General features: G+C 65.1%; 17 protein-coding genes. 8 read left to right on the top strand and 9 right to left on the bottom strand.

Annotated elements, in window-relative coordinates; all coding sequences use genetic code 11:
* Positions 1-46 precede the first annotated feature (46 nt).
* Both HAHE_RS10085 and HAHE_RS10080 read right to left on the bottom strand, forming a co-directional pair.
* Positions 47-1,480 carry a sensor histidine kinase gene (locus tag HAHE_RS10085; protein WP_338690691.1) on the bottom strand — a complete coding sequence of 478 codons (1,434 nt, stop codon included), beginning with the start codon at positions 1,478-1,480 and terminating at the stop codon, positions 47-49.
* Complete coding sequence (locus HAHE_RS10080; RefSeq protein WP_338690690.1) at positions 1,477-2,151, bottom strand: response regulator transcription factor; 675 nt, start codon at positions 2,149-2,151, stop codon at positions 1,477-1,479. The genes HAHE_RS10085 and HAHE_RS10080 overlap by 4 nt, the downstream gene beginning before the upstream one ends.
* 120 nt (positions 2,152-2,271) lie before the next feature.
* Here HAHE_RS10080 and HAHE_RS10075 point away from each other — a divergent pair, with 120 nt between their 5' ends.
* On the top strand, positions 2,272-2,802 hold the full coding sequence (locus HAHE_RS10075; protein WP_338690689.1) for a hypothetical protein: 531 nt from the start codon (positions 2,272-2,274) through the stop codon (positions 2,800-2,802).
* Positions 2,803-3,063: 261 nt separating this feature from the next.
* Here HAHE_RS10075 and HAHE_RS10070 read toward each other — a convergent pair whose 3' ends face one another.
* Entirely contained in the window at positions 3,064-3,717 is a 654-nt protein-coding gene (locus HAHE_RS10070; RefSeq protein WP_338690688.1) for a family 16 glycoside hydrolase, read from the bottom strand.
* Positions 3,718-3,854: 137 nt separating this feature from the next.
* Between HAHE_RS10070 and HAHE_RS10065 the strand changes: the two genes are divergently transcribed.
* Positions 3,855-5,456: a SpoIIE family protein phosphatase gene (locus HAHE_RS10065; protein WP_338690687.1), complete on the top strand. Its 1,602-nt coding sequence runs from the start codon at positions 3,855-3,857 to the stop codon at positions 5,454-5,456.
* An 8-nt stretch (positions 5,457-5,464) separates the two neighbouring features.
* Here the strand turns inward: HAHE_RS10065 and HAHE_RS10060 are convergent, their stop codons facing one another.
* The 4 genes from HAHE_RS10060 to HAHE_RS10045 all read right to left on the bottom strand — a co-directional run bounded on the left by HAHE_RS10060 (position 5,465) and on the right by HAHE_RS10045 (position 9,554).
* Complete coding sequence (locus HAHE_RS10060) at positions 5,465-5,989, bottom strand: phosphopantothenoylcysteine decarboxylase (protein ID WP_338690686.1); 525 nt, start codon at positions 5,987-5,989, stop codon at positions 5,465-5,467.
* Positions 5,986-6,582, bottom strand: a complete 597-nt coding sequence (gene gmk, locus HAHE_RS10055; protein ID WP_338690685.1) for a guanylate kinase — start codon at positions 6,580-6,582, stop codon at positions 5,986-5,988. The genes HAHE_RS10060 and gmk overlap by 4 nt, the downstream gene beginning before the upstream one ends.
* Positions 6,583-6,725: 143 nt before the next feature.
* Complete coding sequence (locus tag HAHE_RS10050; protein ID WP_338690684.1) at positions 6,726-7,181, bottom strand: REP-associated tyrosine transposase; 456 nt, start codon at positions 7,179-7,181, stop codon at positions 6,726-6,728.
* Positions 7,182-7,439: 258 nt separating this feature from the next.
* Positions 7,440-9,554, bottom strand: coding sequence for a M3 family metallopeptidase (locus HAHE_RS10045; RefSeq protein WP_338690683.1), 2,115 nt, complete (start codon positions 9,552-9,554; stop codon positions 7,440-7,442).
* 86 nt (positions 9,555-9,640) lie between these two features.
* On the opposite strand from HAHE_RS10045, the gene HAHE_RS10040 reads away from it, so the two are divergent.
* Together HAHE_RS10040 and dinB are read left to right on the top strand one after the other, a co-directional pair.
* Complete coding sequence (locus HAHE_RS10040) at positions 9,641-10,249, top strand: NUDIX hydrolase (protein ID WP_338690682.1); 609 nt, start codon at positions 9,641-9,643, stop codon at positions 10,247-10,249.
* 98 nt (positions 10,250-10,347) lie between these two features.
* Entirely contained in the window at positions 10,348-11,385 is a 1,038-nt protein-coding gene (dinB, locus tag HAHE_RS10035) for a DNA polymerase IV (protein WP_338690681.1), read from the top strand.
* 267 nt (positions 11,386-11,652) lie between these two features.
* Here dinB and HAHE_RS10030 read toward each other — a convergent pair whose 3' ends face one another.
* Positions 11,653-12,060 carry a cytochrome b562 gene (locus HAHE_RS10030; protein ID WP_338690679.1) on the bottom strand — a complete coding sequence of 136 codons (408 nt, stop codon included), beginning with the start codon at positions 12,058-12,060 and terminating at the stop codon, positions 11,653-11,655.
* 292 nt (positions 12,061-12,352) lie between these two features.
* Here HAHE_RS10030 and HAHE_RS10025 point away from each other — a divergent pair, with 292 nt between their 5' ends.
* Genes HAHE_RS10025 through HAHE_RS10015 form a run of 3 tightly spaced genes read left to right on the top strand, consistent with a single transcriptional unit; the run spans position 12,353 to position 17,427 of the window.
* Positions 12,353-14,200 carry a metallophosphoesterase family protein gene (locus tag HAHE_RS10025; RefSeq protein ID WP_338690677.1) on the top strand — a complete coding sequence of 616 codons (1,848 nt, stop codon included), beginning with the start codon at positions 12,353-12,355 and terminating at the stop codon, positions 14,198-14,200.
* A gap of 20 nt (positions 14,201-14,220) precedes the next feature.
* A complete protein-coding gene (locus HAHE_RS10020) occupies positions 14,221-15,327 on the top strand; it encodes a DUF4956 domain-containing protein (RefSeq protein ID WP_338690675.1) in 1,107 nt (368 codons plus the stop codon).
* On the top strand, positions 15,328-17,427 hold the full coding sequence (locus HAHE_RS10015) for a hypothetical protein (RefSeq protein ID WP_338690673.1): 2,100 nt from the start codon (positions 15,328-15,330) through the stop codon (positions 17,425-17,427).
* A 26-nt stretch (positions 17,428-17,453) separates the two neighbouring features.
* On the opposite strand, the gene HAHE_RS10010 is transcribed toward HAHE_RS10015, so the two are convergent.
* Entirely contained in the window at positions 17,454-18,248 is a 795-nt protein-coding gene (locus HAHE_RS10010; RefSeq protein ID WP_338690672.1) for a hypothetical protein, read from the bottom strand.
* Between the two features lie 585 nt (positions 18,249-18,833).
* On the opposite strand from HAHE_RS10010, the gene mutS reads away from it, so the two are divergent.
* Positions 18,834-21,686, top strand: coding sequence for a DNA mismatch repair protein MutS (gene mutS, locus HAHE_RS10005; RefSeq protein WP_338690670.1), 2,853 nt, complete (start codon positions 18,834-18,836; stop codon positions 21,684-21,686).
* Positions 21,687-21,863 lie beyond the last annotated feature (177 nt).

The raw sequence follows: 21,863 nt of genomic DNA, 5'->3' as shown, positions 1-21,863 counted from the left end.
GCCATCCTAACCACCCGAAGTGAGAGAATCGTGAGAACCGCGAAATTCAGCGGGAAAAGTTCACCTCCACCTCGAAGAGGTCTTCGTCACGCAGCCGAAGGTCAATAGCGCCACCCATCGCAAGCACCACCTCCCGCGCAAGGCTGAGCCCGAGGCCGGAACCTTCGTGACCGACCGATGCCTCGCCGCGTTGGAAGGGTTCGAACAAGCGCGGCAGTTCTTCAGGGGCAAGTCCATCGGCACGGTTCGTCATCACGACTCGGAACCCGGACGCTCCCTCGTCCGCAGACACCCTTGCCTCCGAACCGGAAGGTGCATGTCGAACCATATTGTCGACCAAGGTGCCGACCACCAGACGGAACAGCTCCGGATCACCATCAAGTGCGTGCGCCCCATCGGGGATCGAACTGGCCAGTTCGATCCCTCGGTCTTCGAAGCGCTCCTTCGCCTCGTCCAGCGTCTCGCGGACCGCCAACGCCGGGTCGAACGGCTCGCTCACCCCCTGCTCGAGCCCACCGCGGATCCGGGCGAGCCGCATCAGGGTGTGGACCGTGCCGCGCATGCCGGATGCGACACCGAGGGCGGATTCGATCCGCTTGGTAAGTTCGTCGGCATCACGCGGCCGACTAACCGCCTGCTCAAGGATCGCCTGGAGGCCTGAAATAGGAGTGCGCAACTCATGCGCGGCGTGCAGGGCGAAGCGACGCTCGCGCTCTCGGGCGGCCTCGACCCTCTCCAGCGTGCGGTTGAAGGCACCGGCCAGCGCCGTGAGTTCCACCGGCATCCCGTCGGGAATCGGCGGCACCGGACCTTCGTCCTCGCGGGAGCGACGATCAAGACGCTCCGCCAGCTCGTCGATCGGCCGCAGCGTCCGCCGGGTGATCCAGCCCACCGAAACCCAGATCGCGATCAGAGTGGCCGCACCCGCACGGATCAGGTGACCGCGGAATCGGCCAAGCTTCTGATCCAGAGATCGGGTTTCCCGGGCACAGACGAGCACCTGGGGAAAATCCTGCGGCTGTAGTACTTTCCCGAGGCGCTTCATCTCCTCAAGGCCCTCCCCGTCGAGGAAGGGAAGATGCAACACACCGACCGCCATGGCGGGGCGGCCGTCCGGCAAGGTGATCGGTTTGAGCACCGGCTGGTTCAGCTCGCCATGGAAACGTTCGATCGATTCGCCGCCGAGCGCCGGCGACCCGGCCGTCGTTCCGCTGTTCTGGTCCCAGAACTGGAACAACCCGAGCACCCCCGTCGTGTCGTCCGACTCCAGAGCCTCGTGCCACTCGTAAACCACCCCACCCGGCTCCAACTCCGATGACTTCATCAGCAGTGACGCGCTGTTGAGCAACTGAAGCCGCACTTCCTTGCGCAGCATCCGCGAGACCGACTGATAAATGATGACCAGCGAAACGAGCAGCACCACGCTCACCGCAAGACCGGTGCCGACCATCAGCCGGACGCGCATCGACGGATGCTTCATGGCTCGGTCGAAAGCACGTAGCCGAAGCCGCGGCGGGTGTGGATGAGCTCATCCCGGCCGCCGGCATTCAGCTTCTTCCTCAGGTAGCCGATGTAGACATCGACCGTGTTGCTGGAACCTCCCTCCTGGTCCTCGTACACATGTTCCCAGATATCCGTGCGGCTCACCGGTTGCCCCGTGCGGTGGGCGAGATACTCGAGCAACCCGTATTCGCGCGGGGTCAACGGGATCGCCGAACCGGCACGGGACACCTGCCTCGTGACCGTGTCGATTTCCAGATCCCCGACACGGAGCAATGGCGACTCGTGGTCGTAGCGGCGGCGCAGCAGCGCACGGGTGCGGGCCGCAAGCTCGGCCAACGCGAAGGGCTTGACCAGATAGTCGTCGGCACCGGCATCCAGCCCCTCGACCCGCTGGTCGACCGAGTCACGCGCGCTGATCACCAGCACCGGCGTTTTGTCCTGCAGCTCGCGCAACTTCCTCAGGATGGTCAGTCCGTCCACCCCCGGCAGCATGATGTCGAGCAGGATCACGTCGTACGGATGGTTCCGCGCGTACCAGAGCCCCTCGTCGCCCGTCGCGCTCGCATCCACGACGTAGCCGTCCTCCCGCAGGCATTCGGCCACGTTCTCACGCAGGGGGGCGTAATCCTCAACCAGCAGGCAGCGCATCGGTCAGCGGAAATTCCACCACGTTCCGGATGAGAGAAACATGAGAATTTCCGGGCCTGCTGCGGGAGTGCCACTTCAAAAGCTTTGCGCCGCGCGCCGGTTCGCGATTGAGTCGTATCCATGAAATCCCTGCTGCTTCTCCTCCCGATCGCCTTGCTCGCCTCCTGCGCCGGTCCGACCTGCTGGTCCGGCGGCATCGACCTGCGACCGATCGAGGAGCGCGCCCGCACCCAGGCGTGCATCGACTTCGGAAACACCTCGAATGCCGTGGTCTACCGCGGTCTCGCCCACCCGCAGGCCCAGACATCAACCTACAACAGGCAGGTCGAGAAGGGCGGCTGGGTGGAAATCGAGGGCTTCAAGTTCTTCAAGGAGCCGGTCGACGTGCCGCGCGAAAGCATCGACGAGGTCCTCAAACTCTACTGCCAGCCGAAGTCTCACCAGGCATGGGGGCCGAAGGAGAAGTGCGCCGGATTCCATCCGGACTACGCGGTCGTCTGGACCGACGGCTCCCGCCGCGTGCTGCAGCTCTGCTACGGCTGCCACGAGTGGAAGTTCTTCGGCCCCGGCGGCATGCTGCTCACCGACATTTCGGAGAAGGCCTACTTTGGCCCGCTGACCCGCAAGTGGCTGAAGAAGCAGGGGGACTGAAAAGCGCGATCTTCAGCCCCGAAGGGGCGAAGGCGTTTAGCCACGGGGTTCACCCCGTGGTCCCGGGAGCGAAATATCCAAGCGCCGAAGGCGCGTCGGCGGAGCGTGAGAAGATCCCGGGAGTTCGCCTACGCCCCTGCCGGGGCTCAATCATCTTGCCGACCTCGTTCCACGGGGTGAACCCCGTGGCTAACTGCCGACGTCCCTTCGGGACTAGGGAGGTTGGCGCTTCGGGACTAGGAATGGTGGCGTCTTCCGCACTCAGCGGATGATGATCCGCCGGAACTCGCCGGTGTCGTCAAATGACCCGAGGCCGATCTTCCCGCCGGTCAGGGTCTTGTCGGCGGCCGTCAGCACCGACTCGCCGTCGAACATGACGGCGATCTCACCGGTAGCCGGACGATGCACGACCCGCAACTTGTGCCACGTTCCTTCCTTCCAAGGCGTGCCCTCGCTCCGCCAGACAGTGATCGGTTTGCGGTCGGCATGGTTCACAAGATGGATCTGGTGATGCACCTGATCCGCCTTCTCGCCGAGATGCGCGTAGTAGAACTCCTGCGGCCCTTTCCCGGCGAACGCCACGCACAGGTCGTTGTTGCCCTTGTCGAACTTGGTCAAGCGCACCTCGACCTGCAGATCGAAGCCCTCCCAGCTCTTCTTTTCGAACCAGATCAGATTGAACGGCGAGCGCACCGGCGGCTTCACCTTGCTCTGCTTCACCAGGCACAGGACCCGCTCGCCCTCTCGCTCCTCCCACTTCCACGCCGCCGGGTCACCCGGCTTCCACGCGTCCTTGTCATCGAAAAAGCCCCGCTCGACCACGCCGGTCCCCTGCGTTCCGACAATCCGCTTCGGCGGGCTTTCCGCATCGGCGACGGCCGCCAGCGCGATCGTCATGGCAATCCACTTCTTCACCCCACCGTTCTGCCACCGGGAAGTCGTCGCGGCAAACCCGTTCGTGGCCGGAATCGACGTTACAAAGCGCATCCGGAACCCGTGTGTCGGGGAAACCGATTGCGCCCCGCGGAGGCCGCTGCTTGACTGGGCACTCCATGAAGCCGCCCTCGGAATCTTCACCGGCTCACCCCGCCAGCGACGCCGGTCGACTCGAGCTGGCACTGCGGGCATCGAACGAAGGCATCTGGGACTGGCACACCGACAAGCGGGAAATCTACTACTCGCGACGTATCCTCGAGTTCCTCGAATGCGGCGACAACCGGGCGCCCAACTTCTTCCTCTCGCCGCACGAGTCCGTCCACGACGACGACCGCGAGGAATTCGTCGCCGCGCTCGGCAACGCGCTCGACCCGGGCGGCCCGGAGCTGTTCGCCATCGACTGCCGGATCCACACCGGCAGCGACGACTGGCGCTGGCTGCGCATCCGCGGAACGGTCGTCCGCGACCGCACCGGCGCGGCCACCCGGATCGCGGGCTCGATGATCGACATTTCCCGTCGCAAGGCGGCCGAAGCTCAGATCGAGGAGGAACGGCACCGGCTCAAGATGCTGATCGATCACGTGCCGCTGCAGATCTACTTCAAGGACACTGACTCGCGCTTCGTCCTCGTCAACCAGCAGATGGCCGAGTGGAACGGCAAGTGCGCGCCCGAGGAAGTCGTCGGCAAGCACGACCGTGACTTCTTCGCTTACGCGCACTGGAAGGAGGCTTTCGACGACGAGCAGTACGTGATGAAGACCGGCAAGGCGATCACCGGAAAGCTCGAGCACGAGACGCGCGATGACGAAACCGGCGACACCTACGTGCTTACCTCCAAGTTTCCATGGATCGACCGCAAGGGTCAGATCTGCGGCAGCTTCGGGGTTTCGAGCGACGTCACCGAGCTGGTCAAGGCGCAGCAGCAGGTCGCCGAGTTCGCCGAGGAACTCGCGCGCCGCAACCAGTCGTACGAGGAGGAAGTCCAGCTCGCCCGTGAGATCCAGCAGGCGCTCGCGTCATCGCAATTCCCGCGCATCGGCGCGACCGGCAACCGCCTGAAATTCGGCGCCCGCTACCTGCCGATCTCCGGCCTGGCCGGGGACTTCTTCGAGGTTGTCCGAATCAACGAACGCACCGCCGGACTCCTGATCTGCGACGTGATGGGCCACGGCGTCCGCTCGGCACTGATTGTCGCGATGCTGCGCGGACTTCTCGAAAAGCAACGCCACGACGCCACGCAGCCGGGAGCCTACCTCAAAGGCTTGAACCAAGGCCTCAGCTCGATTCTCAAACGGGCCGACGCGACCATGTTCGCGACCGCTTTCTACGCCGTCATCGATCTCGAAGCCGGCGAACTCCGCTGCGCCTGTGCCGGTCACCCGGGCGCGCTCGTCCTCGGGCCCGGCGGCGTGCAACAGCTCGCCGCGCAACGGGACCAGCGGGGCCCGGGATTGGGAATCATCCCGAAGGCGGATTTCCCCATCCAGAAGCTCTCCCTCAAAGAAGTCGACCGGCTCATCCTCTTCACGGACGGTATCCTCGAGGCGGAAAACGAGGAAGGCGAAGCGTTCCTCGACAAGCGGCTGGTCGAAGCTGTCGGCGAACGGCGGGAAGAATCGCTCGAACAGATGCTCGATGGCGTGGTCGCCACCGTGCTCTCGTTCTCGGAAGGCTTCGACGACGACGTCTGCCTGCTCGCGACGGAGATCCCGAAGTAGGGCAACGCTCAGCCGATCGCCGCGAGAATGTCGTCCACCTCCGACATCCGGCCGATGCCCTGGTAACCGCAGGCGAGATCCCCCTCGGCGGGTCCGACGAATCGGCAGCCGTCCGACTTGAGCGTCTCGACATTTCGGCGGGTCGCCGGGTGATCCCACATCTTGCCATTCATCGCGGGCGCAATTACGACAGGCGTCGTACGGGGCAGCGCCAGATAGACCGACCCGAGCGAGTCACCGGCGAGACCGTTGGCGAAGCGTGCCAGCACGTCGGCGGAAGCGGGGGCGACGAGGAACAGGTCAGCGTTGTCGGCAAGCTCGATATGGCCGGGCTTCCACGATTCCTTCTCATCCTCGAGCCCGAGCAGCACCGGCCGCCGGGTCAGCGTCTGCAACGTCAGCGGCGTGATGAACTCGGTCGCGGCACGCGTCATCACCACGTTGACCTCATGGCCCGCCTTGACGAGTTGCGAGGCGAGATCCGCCGCCTTGTAGGCCGCGATCGATCCGCTGATGCCGAGGACGATGTTCATGATTCTCCGAGTCGGGATACCCGCATCCGCTCGGCGACCAACAGCGCCTTGAAGCGGCTGTAGTCCTCCTCGCGGGTCGCGGAAATGAGACGATACGAATAGTCCGGCCAGTGCGCCATCTCCTTGATCGCATTGCGCAGGCGCAGTGCGATGACATCCTTGCTGTCGGTGCCGCGACCGGTGAGCCGGGCTTCAAGCTCACGCTCGTCGGGCGGCATGACGAACAGGTCGACCAGCGCCGTCTGGATCGCCGTGTCCTCGATCGAGCGCACCTGGGCCGCGCCTTGGACATCGATGTCCATCACCACGTCGCGACCCTGCGAAAGACGGTCGACCACCTCGCTACGGAGCGTACCGTAGAAATTGCCGTGGACGACCGCGTGTTCGAGGAACTCGCCGGCATCGACACGTTGCCGGAACTCGTCGCGGTCGAGGAAGTGGTAGTCGCGGCCGTTCACCTCGCCCTCGCGCGGCGGGCGGGTCGTGCACGACACCGAGAACTCCGCTTCGCCCTCGGCCTCGAGCCGCCGGCAAAGCGTCGATTTCCCGGAGCCCGACGGCCCGGAGACGAGATACAGGATTCCGCTGCGCACGCCCAAACGTGGAAAGCCCGACGCCCCTCCGCAAGCGAAAGGTATCCCTGCAGAGGTAGGGACGAGCGCCCTCGCTCGTCCGCCGAACGACGAATCTTGGCCGCCACACCCTTTCCACCCCGGGCAAGCGGGGGCGCTTGTCCCTACCCCTGCTTTTTCCAGAAGTACGGCCACTCCCCGGGTGTCGCGCACAAACCCGCGCGCACCGGATTCATCGCAATATAGAGCGATTTCGCCTCGAACGATTCATCCCGCCGCAAGCGGTGGTCGAAGAAATCCCTCTGCCAAACGACACCCGCGTGCTTGGCGGTCCACGCCTTGAAGCTCGCCACCCGCTTCTTCAGAAATGCCTCGGCCGGAAGCGACACCATGGAATGCAGATGGTCCGGCATCGCCAGAACCCGATGAGTGTGCCAATGCCCGAGCCGATCGTAGTGGTGGAACGTTTCGAGAATCGATTGCCACGCCTCAGCGTTCGCCAACTGGTTCTTGCCTCTCGGCTTACAGCAAAGCGTTAGGAAGAACACCTGCCCTTCGATCTCCAACCACTCGGGCGGCGCATGCGGGAGCTGCTTTCGCTGAGGGCGCGGATCCTCCATTCATGTTAGAATGACCAATCGTCCGCCCGACGCCAGCCAAAGGTAGGGACGAGCGCCCTCGCTCGTCCGCTGAACGATGAGTCCGGCCCGTCTCTTCCTTCCCACCCCGGACAAGCGAGGGCGCTTGTCCCTACCTTTCGGAGGCCGATCAACCAGCCTAGGCAGGGTCGGACGCCCCCGGCCGACCGCCGTATGATGAAGCCGGCCCGCCTCTTCCTTCCCACCCCGGACAAGCGGGGGCGCTTGTCCCTACCTTTCCTACGCCACCATCTCCTCGGACAGGCCCGAACGCTCGAGCAGCGGCTCGAGTTCGGGATCCCGGCCCATGAAGCGGCGGAACAGCTCGTCCACCGGACGCGAGTTGCCCTTTGACAGCACGCACTCGCGGAACTCGCGGCCGACCTCGGCCGACATCACGCCGTTGTCGCGGAACTTGGTGAACGCGTCGGCGTCCAGCACCTCGGCCCACTTGTAAGAGTAGTAACCCGCGGCATAACCGGTCGGCGAACTGAACAGGTGGTTGAACCGACGCGCCATGCTCGGCGTCTCGGTTTTCATCGGCACCTTGTAGCGTGCGAGGATCTCGGCATCCACCTCGTCAAGATCGCGACCCTTGTAGCGGTCGAGGTGCAGGTGCAGCTCGAGGTCGAGTTTACCGAAGGCCAGCTGACGCATGAAGGTCGTCGCGCTCATGTAGTTCCGCGCGGCGATCATCCGGTCGAAAAGCTCGTCCGGGATCGGCTCGCCGGTCTCGTGGTGGCGGGCGAAGAGATTCAGCGAGTCGCGGTCCCAACAGAAGTTCTCCATGATCTGCGACGGCAGCTCGACGAAATCCCACGGGACGTTGGTGCCCGCCAGGGAACGCACCGGCACGTCGCTCAGCAGGCCGTGCAACAGGTGGCCGAACTCATGGAAAATGGTCTCGACCTCGCGGTGGGTCAGCAACGCCGCCTTGCCGTCGACCGGAGGGCTCATGTTGCCCGTGATCAGGCCGAGGTGCGGCTTGCGGCCGTCACCGCCAAGCGGCGGAAGACCGGTCTCGAGGCAGTTCATCCACGCGCCGCCGCGCTTCTCCTCTCGCGGATGCCAGTCGGCATAGAACGATCCGAGATGCTCGCCGCTCGTCGCATCGAGCAGGTCGTAGAACTTCACTTCCGGGTCCCACACCTCCGGGCGGCCGTCGGCATCGGCCGGTCGGCTACCACGTTCGTAGTAAACTGACGGCTTCTCCTCGATCCGCACATCGAAGAGCTTCGAGCACAGCTCGAACAGGCCGGACATCACGCGGTCGACCGGGAAATACGGGCGCAGCTGCTCGTCATCGAGGTCGAACTCCGCCTTGCGGCGCTTCTCGGCCCAGTAGGCGACCTCCCACGGCTCCAGCTTGTCGGCCGGCTCGCCGGTCTGCGACGCCTTGAACTCGCACAACTCCTCGTAGTCCTTCTGGAACTGCCCTTCGATCCGGTCGTGCAGGTCCTCGACAAAGCCGAGAGCCTTCTCACCCGCCCCGGCCATCCGACGCTGCAGCGTCAGGTCGGCGAAATTCGCGTGGCCGAGCAGTTCGGCCTTCTTCTGGCGCAGGTCGAGGATCTTCCAGATCAGCTCGGTGTTGTCGTAGTCGCCGGTCGCACCGACCGCGCTCGATCCTTCCCAAACCTGGCGGCGGATCGAGTCGTCGTCGAGATGCTGCATCACCGGGAACATCGACGGAAACTGCAGCGTGAAACGCCACGCCGGCTTGTCGTCGGTCGCCACGCCCTTGGCCTTGGCATTCGCCAGCGCCCCCGCCTTGGCCGACTCCGGCAGGCCGGCGAGACGCGACTCGTCCTCGATCACCAGATCCCACGCGTTGGTCGAATCGAGCACGTTCTCGGAGTAGCGCTTGGTCAGCTTCGATAGGTCCGCCTGCAGACCGGCCAGCTCGTCCTTCTCCGACGGCGGCAGGTTGGCGCCGCTCTGGATGAAATCGAGCATCGTCTCCTCGACGAAACGCTTGCGGATGTCGTCGAGCTCGTCGGTCGCGGCCGAGTCACCAAAGGCATGGAGGATCGACCACAGCTCGGCATTGAGCGGGATCGAGGAATGGAAATCCGACACCGCCGGGAGCATCTTGTTCAGCGCCTCACGCTGCTCCGGGTAGTCGCAGACCGAGTCGAGGTGCTGCAGCCGGCCCCAGCCGCGGTCGAGCAGTTCGGTCGCTTCTTCCAGCGCCCCGAAGGTCGATTCGTAGGTCGCCTGAGCCGGCTCCTGCTCGCAAATCTTGCGGATCCCTTCCTTGGCGACGTCGAGCGCGTGCTGGATGTCCGCCTCGATCGTCTCGGCCGTCAATGTCGACCACTTAACCTCAAAATCTTCCGCGAGAAATGGATGCATGAGCCTTTACCTAGGGCATCCCGACGGAATTGGAACCGGAAATTCCCGCGCTTTCCCCGGTCCACTTGCGGGGCCACAGTCGCCGCATGGAAAGCGCGCCAACCGACCTGCTCGCCCTCAGCCGGGAGATCAAGGGGATCGCCGAAACCGGGCTCCGCTACGGCGACAACGACTTCGATCGCGAGCGCTACAAGCGCCTCCACCAGATCGCCAGCGAGTTGATGGTCAGTCACTTGCCCGACTTCCGCTGGCCGGTGGAGCTCGGCTACCCGACCCCCAAGCTCGACGCCCGAGCGGCGGTGATCGACGACGGCCGCATCCTGCTCGTCCGCGAGGCGACCAACGGCCTCTGGACGCTCCCCGGCGGCTGGACCGACGCCGGCCACACCCCGGCCGAGAACGCCGTCCGCGAGGTCAAGGAGGAGAGCGGCTACGAGGTCGAGGCGACCAAGCTGATCGCCGTCTGGGACAAGACCCGCCACGACCACCCGCCCGAGCCGGAGTACGCCTACAAGATGATCTTCGCCTGCCGGCTGCTCGGCGGCGAACCGCAGACCGACCATGAGATCCTCGAGCTCGGCTGGTTCGCCCCCGACGACCTCCCCGAGATGTGCCCGCACCGTGCCTCGCCCGACTACGTCCACCTCGCCTTCCGCCACCACGCCGACCCCAGCCTGCCGACCGAGTTCGACTAGGTAGGGTCGGACGCCCCGGCCGACCGTCGAACCCGCCATACCAGTCCGCCCCACTCTTCCCACCGCGGACAAGCGAGGGCGCTTGTCCCTACCTTTTCATGCGCAAGATCCTCCACATCGACATGGACTGCTTTTACGCGGCCATCGAGGAGCGCGAGAATCCCGACCTCCGCGGCAAGCCGGTCGGGGTCGGCGGACGCTCGCGGCGCGGGGTCCTGACAACCGCCAACTACGAGGCGCGCAAGTTCGGCTGCCGCTCGGCCATGCCCGTCTTCAAGGCCCTCGAAGCCTGCCCGCACCTGGTCATCGTGCCGGTCCGCTTCGACCTCTACCGCGCCGAGTCGGCCCGCATCCGCGCGATCTTCGGCCGCTTCACGGAAATGATCGAGCCGCTCTCACTCGATGAAGCCTACCTCGACGTCTCCCACCTCCAATCCTCCGGCGCCGCGGTCGCCCGCGAGATCCGCGCCCAGATCCGGGAGGAAACCGGCCTCACCGCCTCGGCCGGAATCGCGCCGAACAAGCTGCTCGCCAAGATCGCCAGCGATTGGAACAAGCCCGACGGCCAGAAGGAGGTGCGCGAGGAGGACATCGACGACTTCCTGCGCGAGTTGCCCGTCGGCCGCCTGTGGGGGATCGGCCCGAAAATGAAGGCGCGGCTCGCCCAGCTCGGCATCCACACCTGCGGCGAGCTGCGGCAGTTCGACAAGATCCAGATGGCCAAACGCTTCGGCTCGTGGGGACTCGAACTCCACCAGCTATGTCGCGGCATCGACGACCGCCCGGTCCGCACCGAGCGCATCCGCAAGTCGCTCTCCAGCGAAAACACCTTTTCCGAGAACATCGAGACCCTCGCCGCGCTGAAGCCGGTGATGCTCGCCCAGCTCGAGGGCGTGCGCGAGGATCTCGCCCGCAAGCATTCCGACCGCGCCATCCGCTCGCTGGTCGTGAAGCTCAAGTTCGCCGACTTCACCCGCACCACCGCCGAGCGTGCCAGCCCGCACCTCGACCCCGCCATCTTCGACGAGCTCCTCACCGAAGCCTGGACCCGCGGCGCCAATAAACCGGTCCGGCTCCTCGGCGTCGGCGTCCGCTTCCGCGACCCCGAGGAAAAGCAACAGCTCGATCTTTTCTAATCCCCGCCCGACCCAAACCGCGCTTCACGGATGTTCGTAGTTCCGCCTTTAGGCGGGAGGAAGTGACTAGTGATTAGTGACTAGTAAAAAGTGCCCGAATCTCCGCAGCTCAGGCTCCGCAGCCCCCTGAAGGGGGAACTACAAACCCCAGTGGCCTGCTCCACACACTTCACTTCTCACTGGTCACTAGTAACTAGTAACTAAACAAAAAGCCCGGACCGCTCACACGGCCCGGGCTTCCCAAAATCGAATCGCGAGTTCAGACGATCAATCCTCTTCCATGAACTCGTCGTGGCCCGTCTTCTTGGCGTCGCGCAGCGGGCCGATCAGCTCCTGCACCTTGTCCATGTCCTTGGCGACGAAGGCTTCCTCGATTTCGCAAAGGGTCACGAGGAGTTGCGCCGTCTGCTTGCGGTAGGCCGCCATCGCGACCTCCTTGCCACCCGGGTGGCCACCCTTCTCGACGAACTCGGGCGTCATCGCGAAGGCCTTCACCACTGCCGCCTGCGCCTCGCGGGCCAGCTTGGCACCTTCGGCCGCGTCATCGGTCCGGCGGAACGCCTTGTACGAATCGTTGAGGATCTCCATTTGCTCGGCCAGCGGGGTGTCGTCCGCGCGGACGGGCACCAGGGCGAGCATGCCAACAGCAAGAGCGGGAATCAGAAGCTTGGTCATACGGCCCCGGATACAGCGGATCGCGTGCCGTCCTGTCAATCCCGTCAGGCATGACGGAAACGCCATTCCGTCCCGCAAGGCGGCCGCCACCCGGGAAGTCCGGCGGAGCTCGTTCCGTGCATTCTGCATACCCCGGACTCTCGGGGAGGCAGCTTGCATGGTTTCCCGAGTCGGGCCCTCTCCCGCCACCGCCGTGGCCGGCTTCACAAATGACTCACCTTCAAGGATTCGCACCGGAGGCAGATGCCGCCCGGAGCTCGGGGCACCGGTCTTGCTAATTGGAAACGTCCCGATGATCGCCCCGATCCTACCGCTATTCCTCCATCGATACTGTCTCGGACAGTCCCGAGCCCGCCGAGTCGCCGGGATCGCGTTCGCTCTCATTTCCCTGACCTTGCTGATGGCCGGCACGACCGACGCGCGGACGCTCAAGTTCCACGGCCCGGTGATCCAGTGGCATCGGGATCCGTGCACCACCGCGTCCTTCAGCTGGGTGGAGCAGATCGCCCCCGACGGCGAACCGCTGCCGGTCTGGCGGACGGGCAATGCGGGCTTCGGCTACGGCGATGACGACGATGTGACGGTGCTCGCCGAAATGGAGGACCACTCGACCCGCCTCTACCTCGCCAAGACATTCAACGTGAGCGGGATCCCGTCCGATGCGGCCCTCAAGTTGGGAATCCGCTACGACGATGCCTTCATCGCCTACATCAACGGCCGCGAAGTCGCCCGCTCGGCCAACATCCGTGGGCGACACGCAGGGGCTGACGTGACCGACGACCACGAAGGCGACACGGAAGAGGTCTTCGTCATCGCCAATCCGCGGAAGGTTCTCAGGTCCGGAAAGAACCTGATCGCCATCGAAGGACACAACGTCCGCAAGTCGAGCAGCGACCTGACTTTCCAGCCGAGGCTGCTTCTCAACGGCCGCGAGATCGTCGGACTGGGTTCCGAGTGGCACTACCTCGCGTCGGGCGACCCGCCGCTACGCTGGTACCTCTCGATGCCGAAGGAGTCCGCCCTGCCCGAACTCCCTAACGAGGACGAATCGGAATGGACGCTCTCCATCCGCCGCCGCGGCAGCGGTTTGGCCTTCCGTCCCATCGAGCATGAGCAGGACGAGTTCGGCTCCACCGGCAATCCGGTCTTCCGCGCGGTCGCTGAAGGACTCCGGCCCGGAACCGCCTACGACTACAACCTCTCCGCCGGCAGCCGCAGCGTGAAGACCGGCTGGTTCACCACCGCTCCCGCCCAACTGAGCCGGAACATGAAGTTCGTCGTCGGTGGCGATATGGGCACGGCCGAGGCGATTCCGATCTGCCGCGCGGTGGCCAAAGACGACCCGCTGTTCGTCGTGGTCGGCGGCGACCTCGCCTACGCCAACGGCCGGGCCGACTCGCTGTGGTACAGCTGGATCGACAATTGGACCGAACTGATGGTCGCTCCGGACGGCAGGTCGATCCCGATCGTCGCCGCGATCGGCAACCACGAGACGAAGAGTTTCTCCGGCCTCAAGAAGCGCGAAATCCTCAAAGGTCTCGCGACACTGCGACCCAAGAAGTCGCTCGCCCCATTCTATTTCAGCTTCTTCGACCTGCCTGACAACGAGTCGAACTTCCGCGTCGATTTCTCGAACTACATGAGCTTCGTGGTTCTCGATTCCGGCCACTCGCAACACGAATCGAGCCAGACCGGCTGGCTTGAGGACCAACTCGAGGACCGTGCCGGCGCCCGCCATCTCTTCGTCACCTACCACGAACCGGCATGGGGCGTGGGGATCAAGAAGAACAACGACGACGTCCAGGACGAGTGGTGTCCGTTGTTCGAGGAGTACCAGGTCGATTGCGTATTCGAGAACGATCACCATTGCTACAAACGCAGCCACCCGCTGATCCAGGGCGTCCGGAACGATCAACGCGGCATCCTCTATCTCGGCGACGGGGCTTGGGGCGCGAAACTCCGCCCGATCACATCCCGCATGCTCGATCGTGAGGGCGCGCGCAACTACCTCGCGGCGTGGAAGTCGATCCACCACGTGATCCGCGTGACGCTCCAGCCGAACGGCCGCCGCCTCTATCAGGCGTTCGATTCCGACCGTGCCGTCTTCGACTCGACCAGCGACTCGAAGGTCCGCCGCTGACCGGTTCCCCCTTTCAACCGATGCCTACCATCCGATCCACAATCCACAGCTGGCTCCTGCCGGTCGTGCTCGCCCTCGTTTCGCTCGCGCCGTCCCTGCATGCGGCACCGGAGGAAATCCGCGAAGCATTCCTGTCCCGCTACGGACCGATCGAGTCGGTCGATTGGGAAGTCGACTCCAACGGCTACTGGGAAGCCCAGTTCGAAAACGACGGCGAGTCCTACCGCGCCGACTTCGACACCGACGGCAACTGGATCGAGACCGAGCGCAACCTCGACTTCGAGGATCTCCCGGATCCGGTGAAAACCGCCATCCGTGCCGAACACGGCGACCGCGAAATCGCCGAAATCGAGGAAGTCGACAGTGCCGAGAAGGGCCGCTTCTACGACGTCGAGTTCCAGGAAAAGGGACCGAACCAGGACGTCCAGTATTCGCAGGACGGAGAACCGCTCGGGAGTTTCATTCCGGGGATCAGCTCACCGCTTCCGAAGATCGAGAACGGTCAGACGCTCGCCGACGGCATCACTCTTGGCGAGCTCGCCCTCGAGTCGATCACCAATCTTCTCACCATCCTGATCTACGCCTACCTCATCTACTACCGCAGGCATCACAACCATAAGATGATGTTCCTGCTGCTGGCGTTCAACCTGTTCCTCTTCCCGATCTTCCTCCTCAGCTCGGTGCTGACGATGGGCTTCGGCTTCACGATCTTCGCGCTGCTCGCGCTGGTCCGGTTGAGGAGCGAGAACTTCGGCAAGGCCGAGGTCGCCTACCTCCTCGGAGCCGTCTCCCTGACCTTCATCAACTCGCAGCTCTCGGCACAGGTCGAGGTCTTCGCCTCGGCCACGGTGCTGCTCACGGCCTTCCTTGCCGATCACCCTTACTTCTGGCGCGCCGCCTACCAGACCACCGAGATCCGCTACCGCATCTCCGATACCGAGAAGATGCTGGACCGCCAGTACCTGCGCGAGGCGATCTCGAAGGAGTTCAACATCATCGTCAACGAGGTCGAGATCGACCGGGTCTGCAACAAGGAGGTCCGCCTCACGGTGGTCTACAGCGACATCGAGGAGGACACCGACGAAAAGAAGAGCGGCAAGTCGAAGAAGAACGGGAAGGAGGACTGAATGCACACCCGCACGACACCGACCCGCGCGACGCGATCACCATTCTTCCCGACCTGGCCGGCGCTTGGCGGCATGGTCTGGCTGCTGGCCAGTTGCCAGGGAAACGGCCCTCTTCCGCCGACCGCGACCAGTGACTTTTCCCGCGCCTATCACCGCGACGACGCCCGCGCGTTCGAGCTTGGGCGAAGGGCCGAAACGCTCGAACTCACCCACCAGCGCGTGCGGACGAAGATCGCCACCCACCGCGAGAAGATCGCGGTGACCGATGACGAGGACGAACTCGACGACCTCGAGGACTCGCTCGAGATCCTCAACTTCCTCGACCGCTGGATCGCTGACACCTCACGCCACCATCCGTCCGACGCCGAACTGCTCTCGGTGAACCTGCAGGCCGAGCGTGTGCTGAACCTGATGGAAAACGAGGAGGCCGGAAGCTCCAAGGCGCACCGCGTGCCGCAATTGATCGCCGGACTCGTTCCAACCTTCGTGTTCGGGCACCGCATCGCATCGATTCCGCGCTACTCCCGCGACGAACCGCTCGGGCCTGAACTCGCCGGCAAGGAAGCGTCCTTCCTCTACGACTCGCGTCGGGGCGTCTACCTCACGCCCGACCACCTCGCGGGAATGACGCCGCTCGAGGTCGCGCACACCGACATCAGCCCGCGTCACCCAGCATGGCACCGCGCCCGCTCCCGACCTACGTCGACTCTCGTACATTTCGAGGGCGAGATGGAGCGCGGTGTGACGGCCGCCCTTCGCGAGGACGGCGACCTGCCGGCGGGACGTCGGTGGGATGTCGACAGCTCGCGACGCGTCCTGTTCCTCGACGAGGTCTACAAGTCCGCCACCTCCGCCAAGGCCGAAGTGGAAGATGCCTATGGCGTGGAGTGGAAAATCAAGTGGGGCGACGAGTGCCAGACCGAACCGGTTTCCGGCCGGCTCTACCTGCTCGCGGGAGCGAAGATGACCGACCTCGTTTATGTCGGCGGCGGAGGCCCCGACGAGATGATCCTGATCCTCGCCGAGCCGGACGAGTATTCCGCCGAAGGCGACAAGGCAAAGACCGAGCGGGAAGCCGGCACGGTCGAGCAGTTGGCCGAGTCGCTTGACGACTTCTACGGATTCGACATCGGCCCCTACATCCACAGCCATGGCGTCATCACCGAGAGCAATGTCGATCGGCTCCTCCGACACCTCCCGAACGGAGGAAAGTCCGATTACCGCAGGTCGAATCTGATCGGCCGCCACTGGGTCAGCTTCCGGGAATACTCGGTCGAACTCCGGCCGAAGGGCTACATCCGCACCCTCAGCGGAACCTCGATGACGGACCTCGCGGCGAACGAGGACCGCGTCGCGCGCGGACTCTATCTTTTCAGCCTCTGGCTGGCGGCACGCGATACCAAGAACGACAACAACAAGACCTACTTCATCAAGCAGCCGTCCGGGGGCCGTGGCTCGAAGATGCGGATCACGAGCTACTTCGACGGCCACCACGACCTCGGCGTCACGCTCGGCGACCTCGGCTCAGCCGGCGAGATCAACCGGATGAAAACCGGCGAGGATTTCCTGCGCGACACCGGCCGAGTGATCAAGGGACGCCAGCCGTTCGTCTACAAACCCACCGCCTACGACCACACGACCTGGTCGGACGCGAAGTGGATGGCCGACCGGATCACCGCCCTCACCGACCGCGAACTGCGGCAAGCCATCGACGCCTCGACCTGGCCCGACTTCGTTCGCGAGACGCTCTTCTTCAAGCTCGCCTCACGCCGCAACCAGATCGCGAAGATCTTCGGCACCGCCAACCCGGAGGCACGTCGGGAAGTCGCGCCACCGAATATCGCCATCGATCTCAGCAGCCCGTCCAAGATCCGCGATGCCGAGCAACGCTACCGTCTCGCACCGGGATCGCTGGCGGAAGAACTGCAGCGCCATCACTCGGGCGGCTCCGGCCGCGAAGTGCTCGTCCGCGATGGACAAATCGTGCCGTCTCCCGAGTCCGCCTTGATCACCCAGCTCGTGATCCAGCGCTACCCGTCCGGCCTCGCCGACCGCTACCGCCGGATGACCAATCAACCACCCGAAGCGCTCCGCCGATAACGCAGCGTATCTTCACCCAAGGCCGATCAGCCGATTGTCGGCGGTTCCTGTGGCTCCGGCAGCATCGCCGCCACCGCCCCGATCGCTCCCGACAGCGCAGTCATCGCCCCGACGAAGGTCAACGCCATGAGCGAGCTGGTGATCTTTCCCGCCAGCATCGACGGATCGAGCCTGCCACTCGAGTTCAGTACCGAGGTCAGCGGCCCGAAGCACACCACCAGCATGATCAAGCCGGCCAGCAGCAGCGCGCCCGCGCTCACCCGCATCAGCGCCGAGCCGACCGTCGGACCCGCCGACCCGATGTGATTCGACCGCAGCGCCGTCATGGCCGACAAAAACGCCACCGTCCCGAGACCCAGCGCCAGCAGCCAGCGCGAAGCATCGCCGCCTCCGACCGGCATGCTTTCACCCAGCATCTGGGGATCCGCCGCGCCCGACATCGACAGCATCTGAAACGTCGCGCGGATGTCGATCGACGCCCGCACCAGCAGCACCCCGGACGCCAGCAGGAAGGCAAAGGCCAGCAGCAGCGCGAACTTCAGCCGCCCCTTCACCCGCGGCCCGAGGAACCCGAGCAGCAGGAAATGCCCCGTCACCATCGCCGCGAAAGCGATCCCCGTCCGCGCCAGCTCCGCATTCATCGAACCCCACTGCTTCGTTCCCCAACTGAACTCCCCAGGCGGCACCGCCGCCGTCCGGTCTTCCGACATCGTCCCCACAACCAGATCGAGGAAAAACGTCACCAGGATCCGTCCGTCCGCCAGATAGAACACCAGCCCCATCGCCACCACAAACCCCGCCAAAAAGATCCGCCATTTCATCCACTCCCACCCTCACCAGCCGCCTCGCCCCAAGCAAGCTCCGACTCCACCCGAGGCGACCCGGTCCCGTTGTTCCAGCTTCGGTGATGAGTGCCCGGTGGCCGGTGGTCAGTAGGAGAGGGGACAGCGGTCGGGGGTTAGGGGCCAGAAATCAGGAGAGCGGGTTTGCAACCCGCCGCAGCATGTCCGCCGAAGCCTAGGCGAAGGAGGAAGCCCAAGCGAACGAACCACCCCCACTCGAGGCGACCCGGCCTCATTGCTCCCGCTTTGGTGATGAGTGGCCGGTGGTCAGTGGCCAGTCCCGCCTCCAATGAAACGGACCGCGCGGCTCCGACCGCGCCCCGGAGCCCCGGCATGGTGCGCGGACTTTAGTCCGCCCCGGAACCCAGTCCGAAGAAATGCGGACTGAAGTCCGCGCACCAACCCGCCCACCCCACACCTCCCGCTCTACCTGCCGACGCCGCCCACCCTTCCCCCCACTCCCTGGCCACTAGCCCCTCATCACCAAAGCCCGCACCACCCCAACGGCCATTCCCCCGAACTTCAAAGTTGGACGTTCGACGTTCGATGTTCAGCCTCTAGGCAATGGCCGGCACCAAGCTCACCCCGATGATGGCGCAGTATCAATCGATGCGCCGCTCGCTGCCCGCCGACGTCCTCCTCCTCTTCCGCCTCGGCGACTTCTACGAGATGTTCTTCGAGGACGCCCAGACCGCCGCGCCCATCCTCAACGTTGCCCTCACCCGACGCAACTCGGTGCCGATGTGCGGCGTCCCGTACCACGCGGCCGACAACTACATCTCCAAGCTCGTCAAGGCCGGCAAGCGCGTTGCCATCGCCGAGCAAACGACCGAGCCGCAGCCCGGGAAAATCGTCGAGCGCGAGATCGCCCGCATCATCTCCGCCGGCTCGATCATCGAGCACCACCTCCTCGACGACGCCCGCCCGAACTTCCTCGCCGCCGTCTTCCAGTTCGGGAAGAAGTTCGGCCTCGCCTGCGTCGACCACACCACCGGCTCCTTCACCCTCACCGAGTTCGACTCCCGCGGCCCGCTCGACGACGAACTCGCCCGCCTCACGCCCTCCGAGCTCCTCGTTTCCGACGAACAGCTCGAGGCCTTCGGCGCGCTCCCCGCCTCCCAGGCCTACGACGCCTTCGCCTTCCTCCCCGATCCCGCCGGCCAGCTCCTCAAGGACCACTTCGGCGTCCATTCCCTGCACGGCTTCGGCTGCGCCGAAATGCCCGCCGCCATCGGGGCCGCAGGCGCCGTCCTCCACTACCTCGTCCACCAGCTCCGCCGCCCCTGCGAGCACCTCCGCTCGCTCAAGGTCCGCGAGGACGACGGCATCGTGCTCATCGACGCCGCCTCGCAGCGCAACCTCGACCTCGTCGACTCCCGCTCCGGCCGCAAGCACACCCTGCTCGGCGTCCTCGACCGCACCAAGACCCCCATGGGCGCGCGACTCCTGCGCGACTGGATCCTCCACCCCCTGCGCGACCGCGAGGCCCTCCTCGCCCGCCAGGAAATGATCGCCGCCTTCCTCGCCGAGCCCTTCATCCTCAGCAAAGTCCGCGAGTCCCTCCAAGGCATCCGCGACATCGAACGCACCACCTCCCGCCTCTCCCAAGGCGCCGGCAACGCCCGCGACCTCCAAGCCCTCGCCACTTCCCTAAGCCACATCCCCACCCTCAAGGAGGACCTCCTCAGCCTCCCCATGGGGTCAGGGGTCGGGGGCCAGGGAGCAGCCGCCGGTGGTCAGGGTTCAGTGGCCGGTGGTCAGAATTCAGAGAACGGACCGCGCGACCCCAGTCGCGCCCCGGAACCCGAGCAAGGACCGCGCGGCTCCGACCGCGCCCCAGAGCCCCAGTCTCCCACTTCACACTCCTCACTCGTCACGAGTCACTCCGCCAAGCTCCACGACTTCACCTCTCTCACCGAACTCCTCGCCACCTCCCTCTCCGAAGAACCCCCCGCCACATTAAAAGACGGCGGCCTCATCGCCGACGGCCACAGCGCCGAGCTCGACGAACTCCGCGCCGCCGGCCGCGACGGCAAGAAGTGGATCGCCCAGCTTCAGGAGGACGAGCGCAAGCGCACCGGCATCGACTCGCTCAAGGTAAAGTTCAACAACGTCTTCGGCTACTTCATCGAGATCTCCGCCGCCAAGCTCGCCACCGCCACCATTCCCGACGACTACACGCGCAAGCAGACCATGGCCAACGCCGAGCGCTTCATCACCCCCGCGCTCAAGGAGATGGAAAGCAAGGTCCTCGGCTCCGAAGAGCGCGCCAAGCAACTCGAGCACGAGCTCTTCCTCGAGCTGAGGCAGCAGGTCTGCACCCACCTCGACGCCCTCCAGGAAACCGCCGCCGCCGTCGCCGAGATCGACGTCCTCGGCGGCCTCGCCGACGTCGCCCAAACCCACCGCCACTCCCGCCCCGTCCTTGAAGAAAGCCGCTACCTCGAAATCACCAACGGCCGCCACCCCGTCCTCGAGCAGACCTTGGTCGATGAGAAGTTCGTGCCGAATGACACCGAATTCGTCCCGCCCCCTGATTCGGGCTCTGGTGATGAGGGGTCAGTGGTCAGTGGTCAGAATCCAGAAAATGGACCGCCGGCTTCAGCCGGCCCCGGAGCCCAAGAGGTAGGGACGAGCGCCCCCGCTCGTCCGGCGGCGGAACCCCAGTCCCCACCGACCACCGACCACTCCCCACTCACCACCGGCCCCGAATCGCCGGACGGCCCCGCCGACCTCTCCCTCGTCCAAATCCTCACCGGCCCCAACATGGCCGGCAAATCCACCTACATCCGCCAGGTCGCCCTCATCACCCTGATGGCCCAGATCGGCGCCTACGTCCCCGCCGAATCCGCCACCGTCGGTCTCGTCGACCGCATCTTCTGCCGTGTCGGCGCCAGCGACGACCTCTCGCGTGGCCAGTCCACCTTCATGGTCGAGATGAACGAGACCGCGCTCATCCTCAACCACGCCACCGACCGCAGCCTCGTCATCCTCGACGAGATCGGCCGCGGCACCGCGACCTTCGACGGCCTTTCCATCGCCTGGGCTGTCGCCGAGCACCTCCATGATGTCACCCGGTGCCGCACCTTGTTCGCCACGCACTACCACGAGCTCACCGACCTCACCGAGACCCGCGCCGCCGTCGCCAACTACAACGTCGCCGTCCGCGAGTGGAACGACGAGATCATCTTCTTGAGGAAGATCGTCCCCGGCGCCGCCGACAAGTCCTACGGCATCCAGGTCGCCCGCCTCGCCGGCCTCCCCACCCCCATCATCGACCGCGCCAAGGACATCCTCAGCCACCTTGAGATGCACAGCGCCAAGCCCGACGCCAAAAAGCGCGGCCCGAAGGCGAAGAACACGCGGCCCAAGGACATGCCGGATCCCAATCCGCCCCAGCTCGATTTGTTTGACTAAGGGGCATCGACATTCCTGTCGATGGACCCCATCCGGAATCCCCAAAGGACCGCGCGGCTCCGACCGCGCCCCGGCATCCGAGCATGGTGCGCGGACTTCAGTCCGCCCCGGAGCCCAAGTCTGCCACTTCTCATGCCGTCAGGCACTCCGACGCAGTCGGTGGCTCCGCCGAAGGAG

The organism is Haloferula helveola (assembly GCF_037076345.1).
GTDB lineage: Bacteria > Verrucomicrobiota > Verrucomicrobiia > Verrucomicrobiales > Akkermansiaceae > Haloferula > Haloferula helveola.
This window is presented reverse-complemented; position numbering and strand designations above follow the sequence as displayed.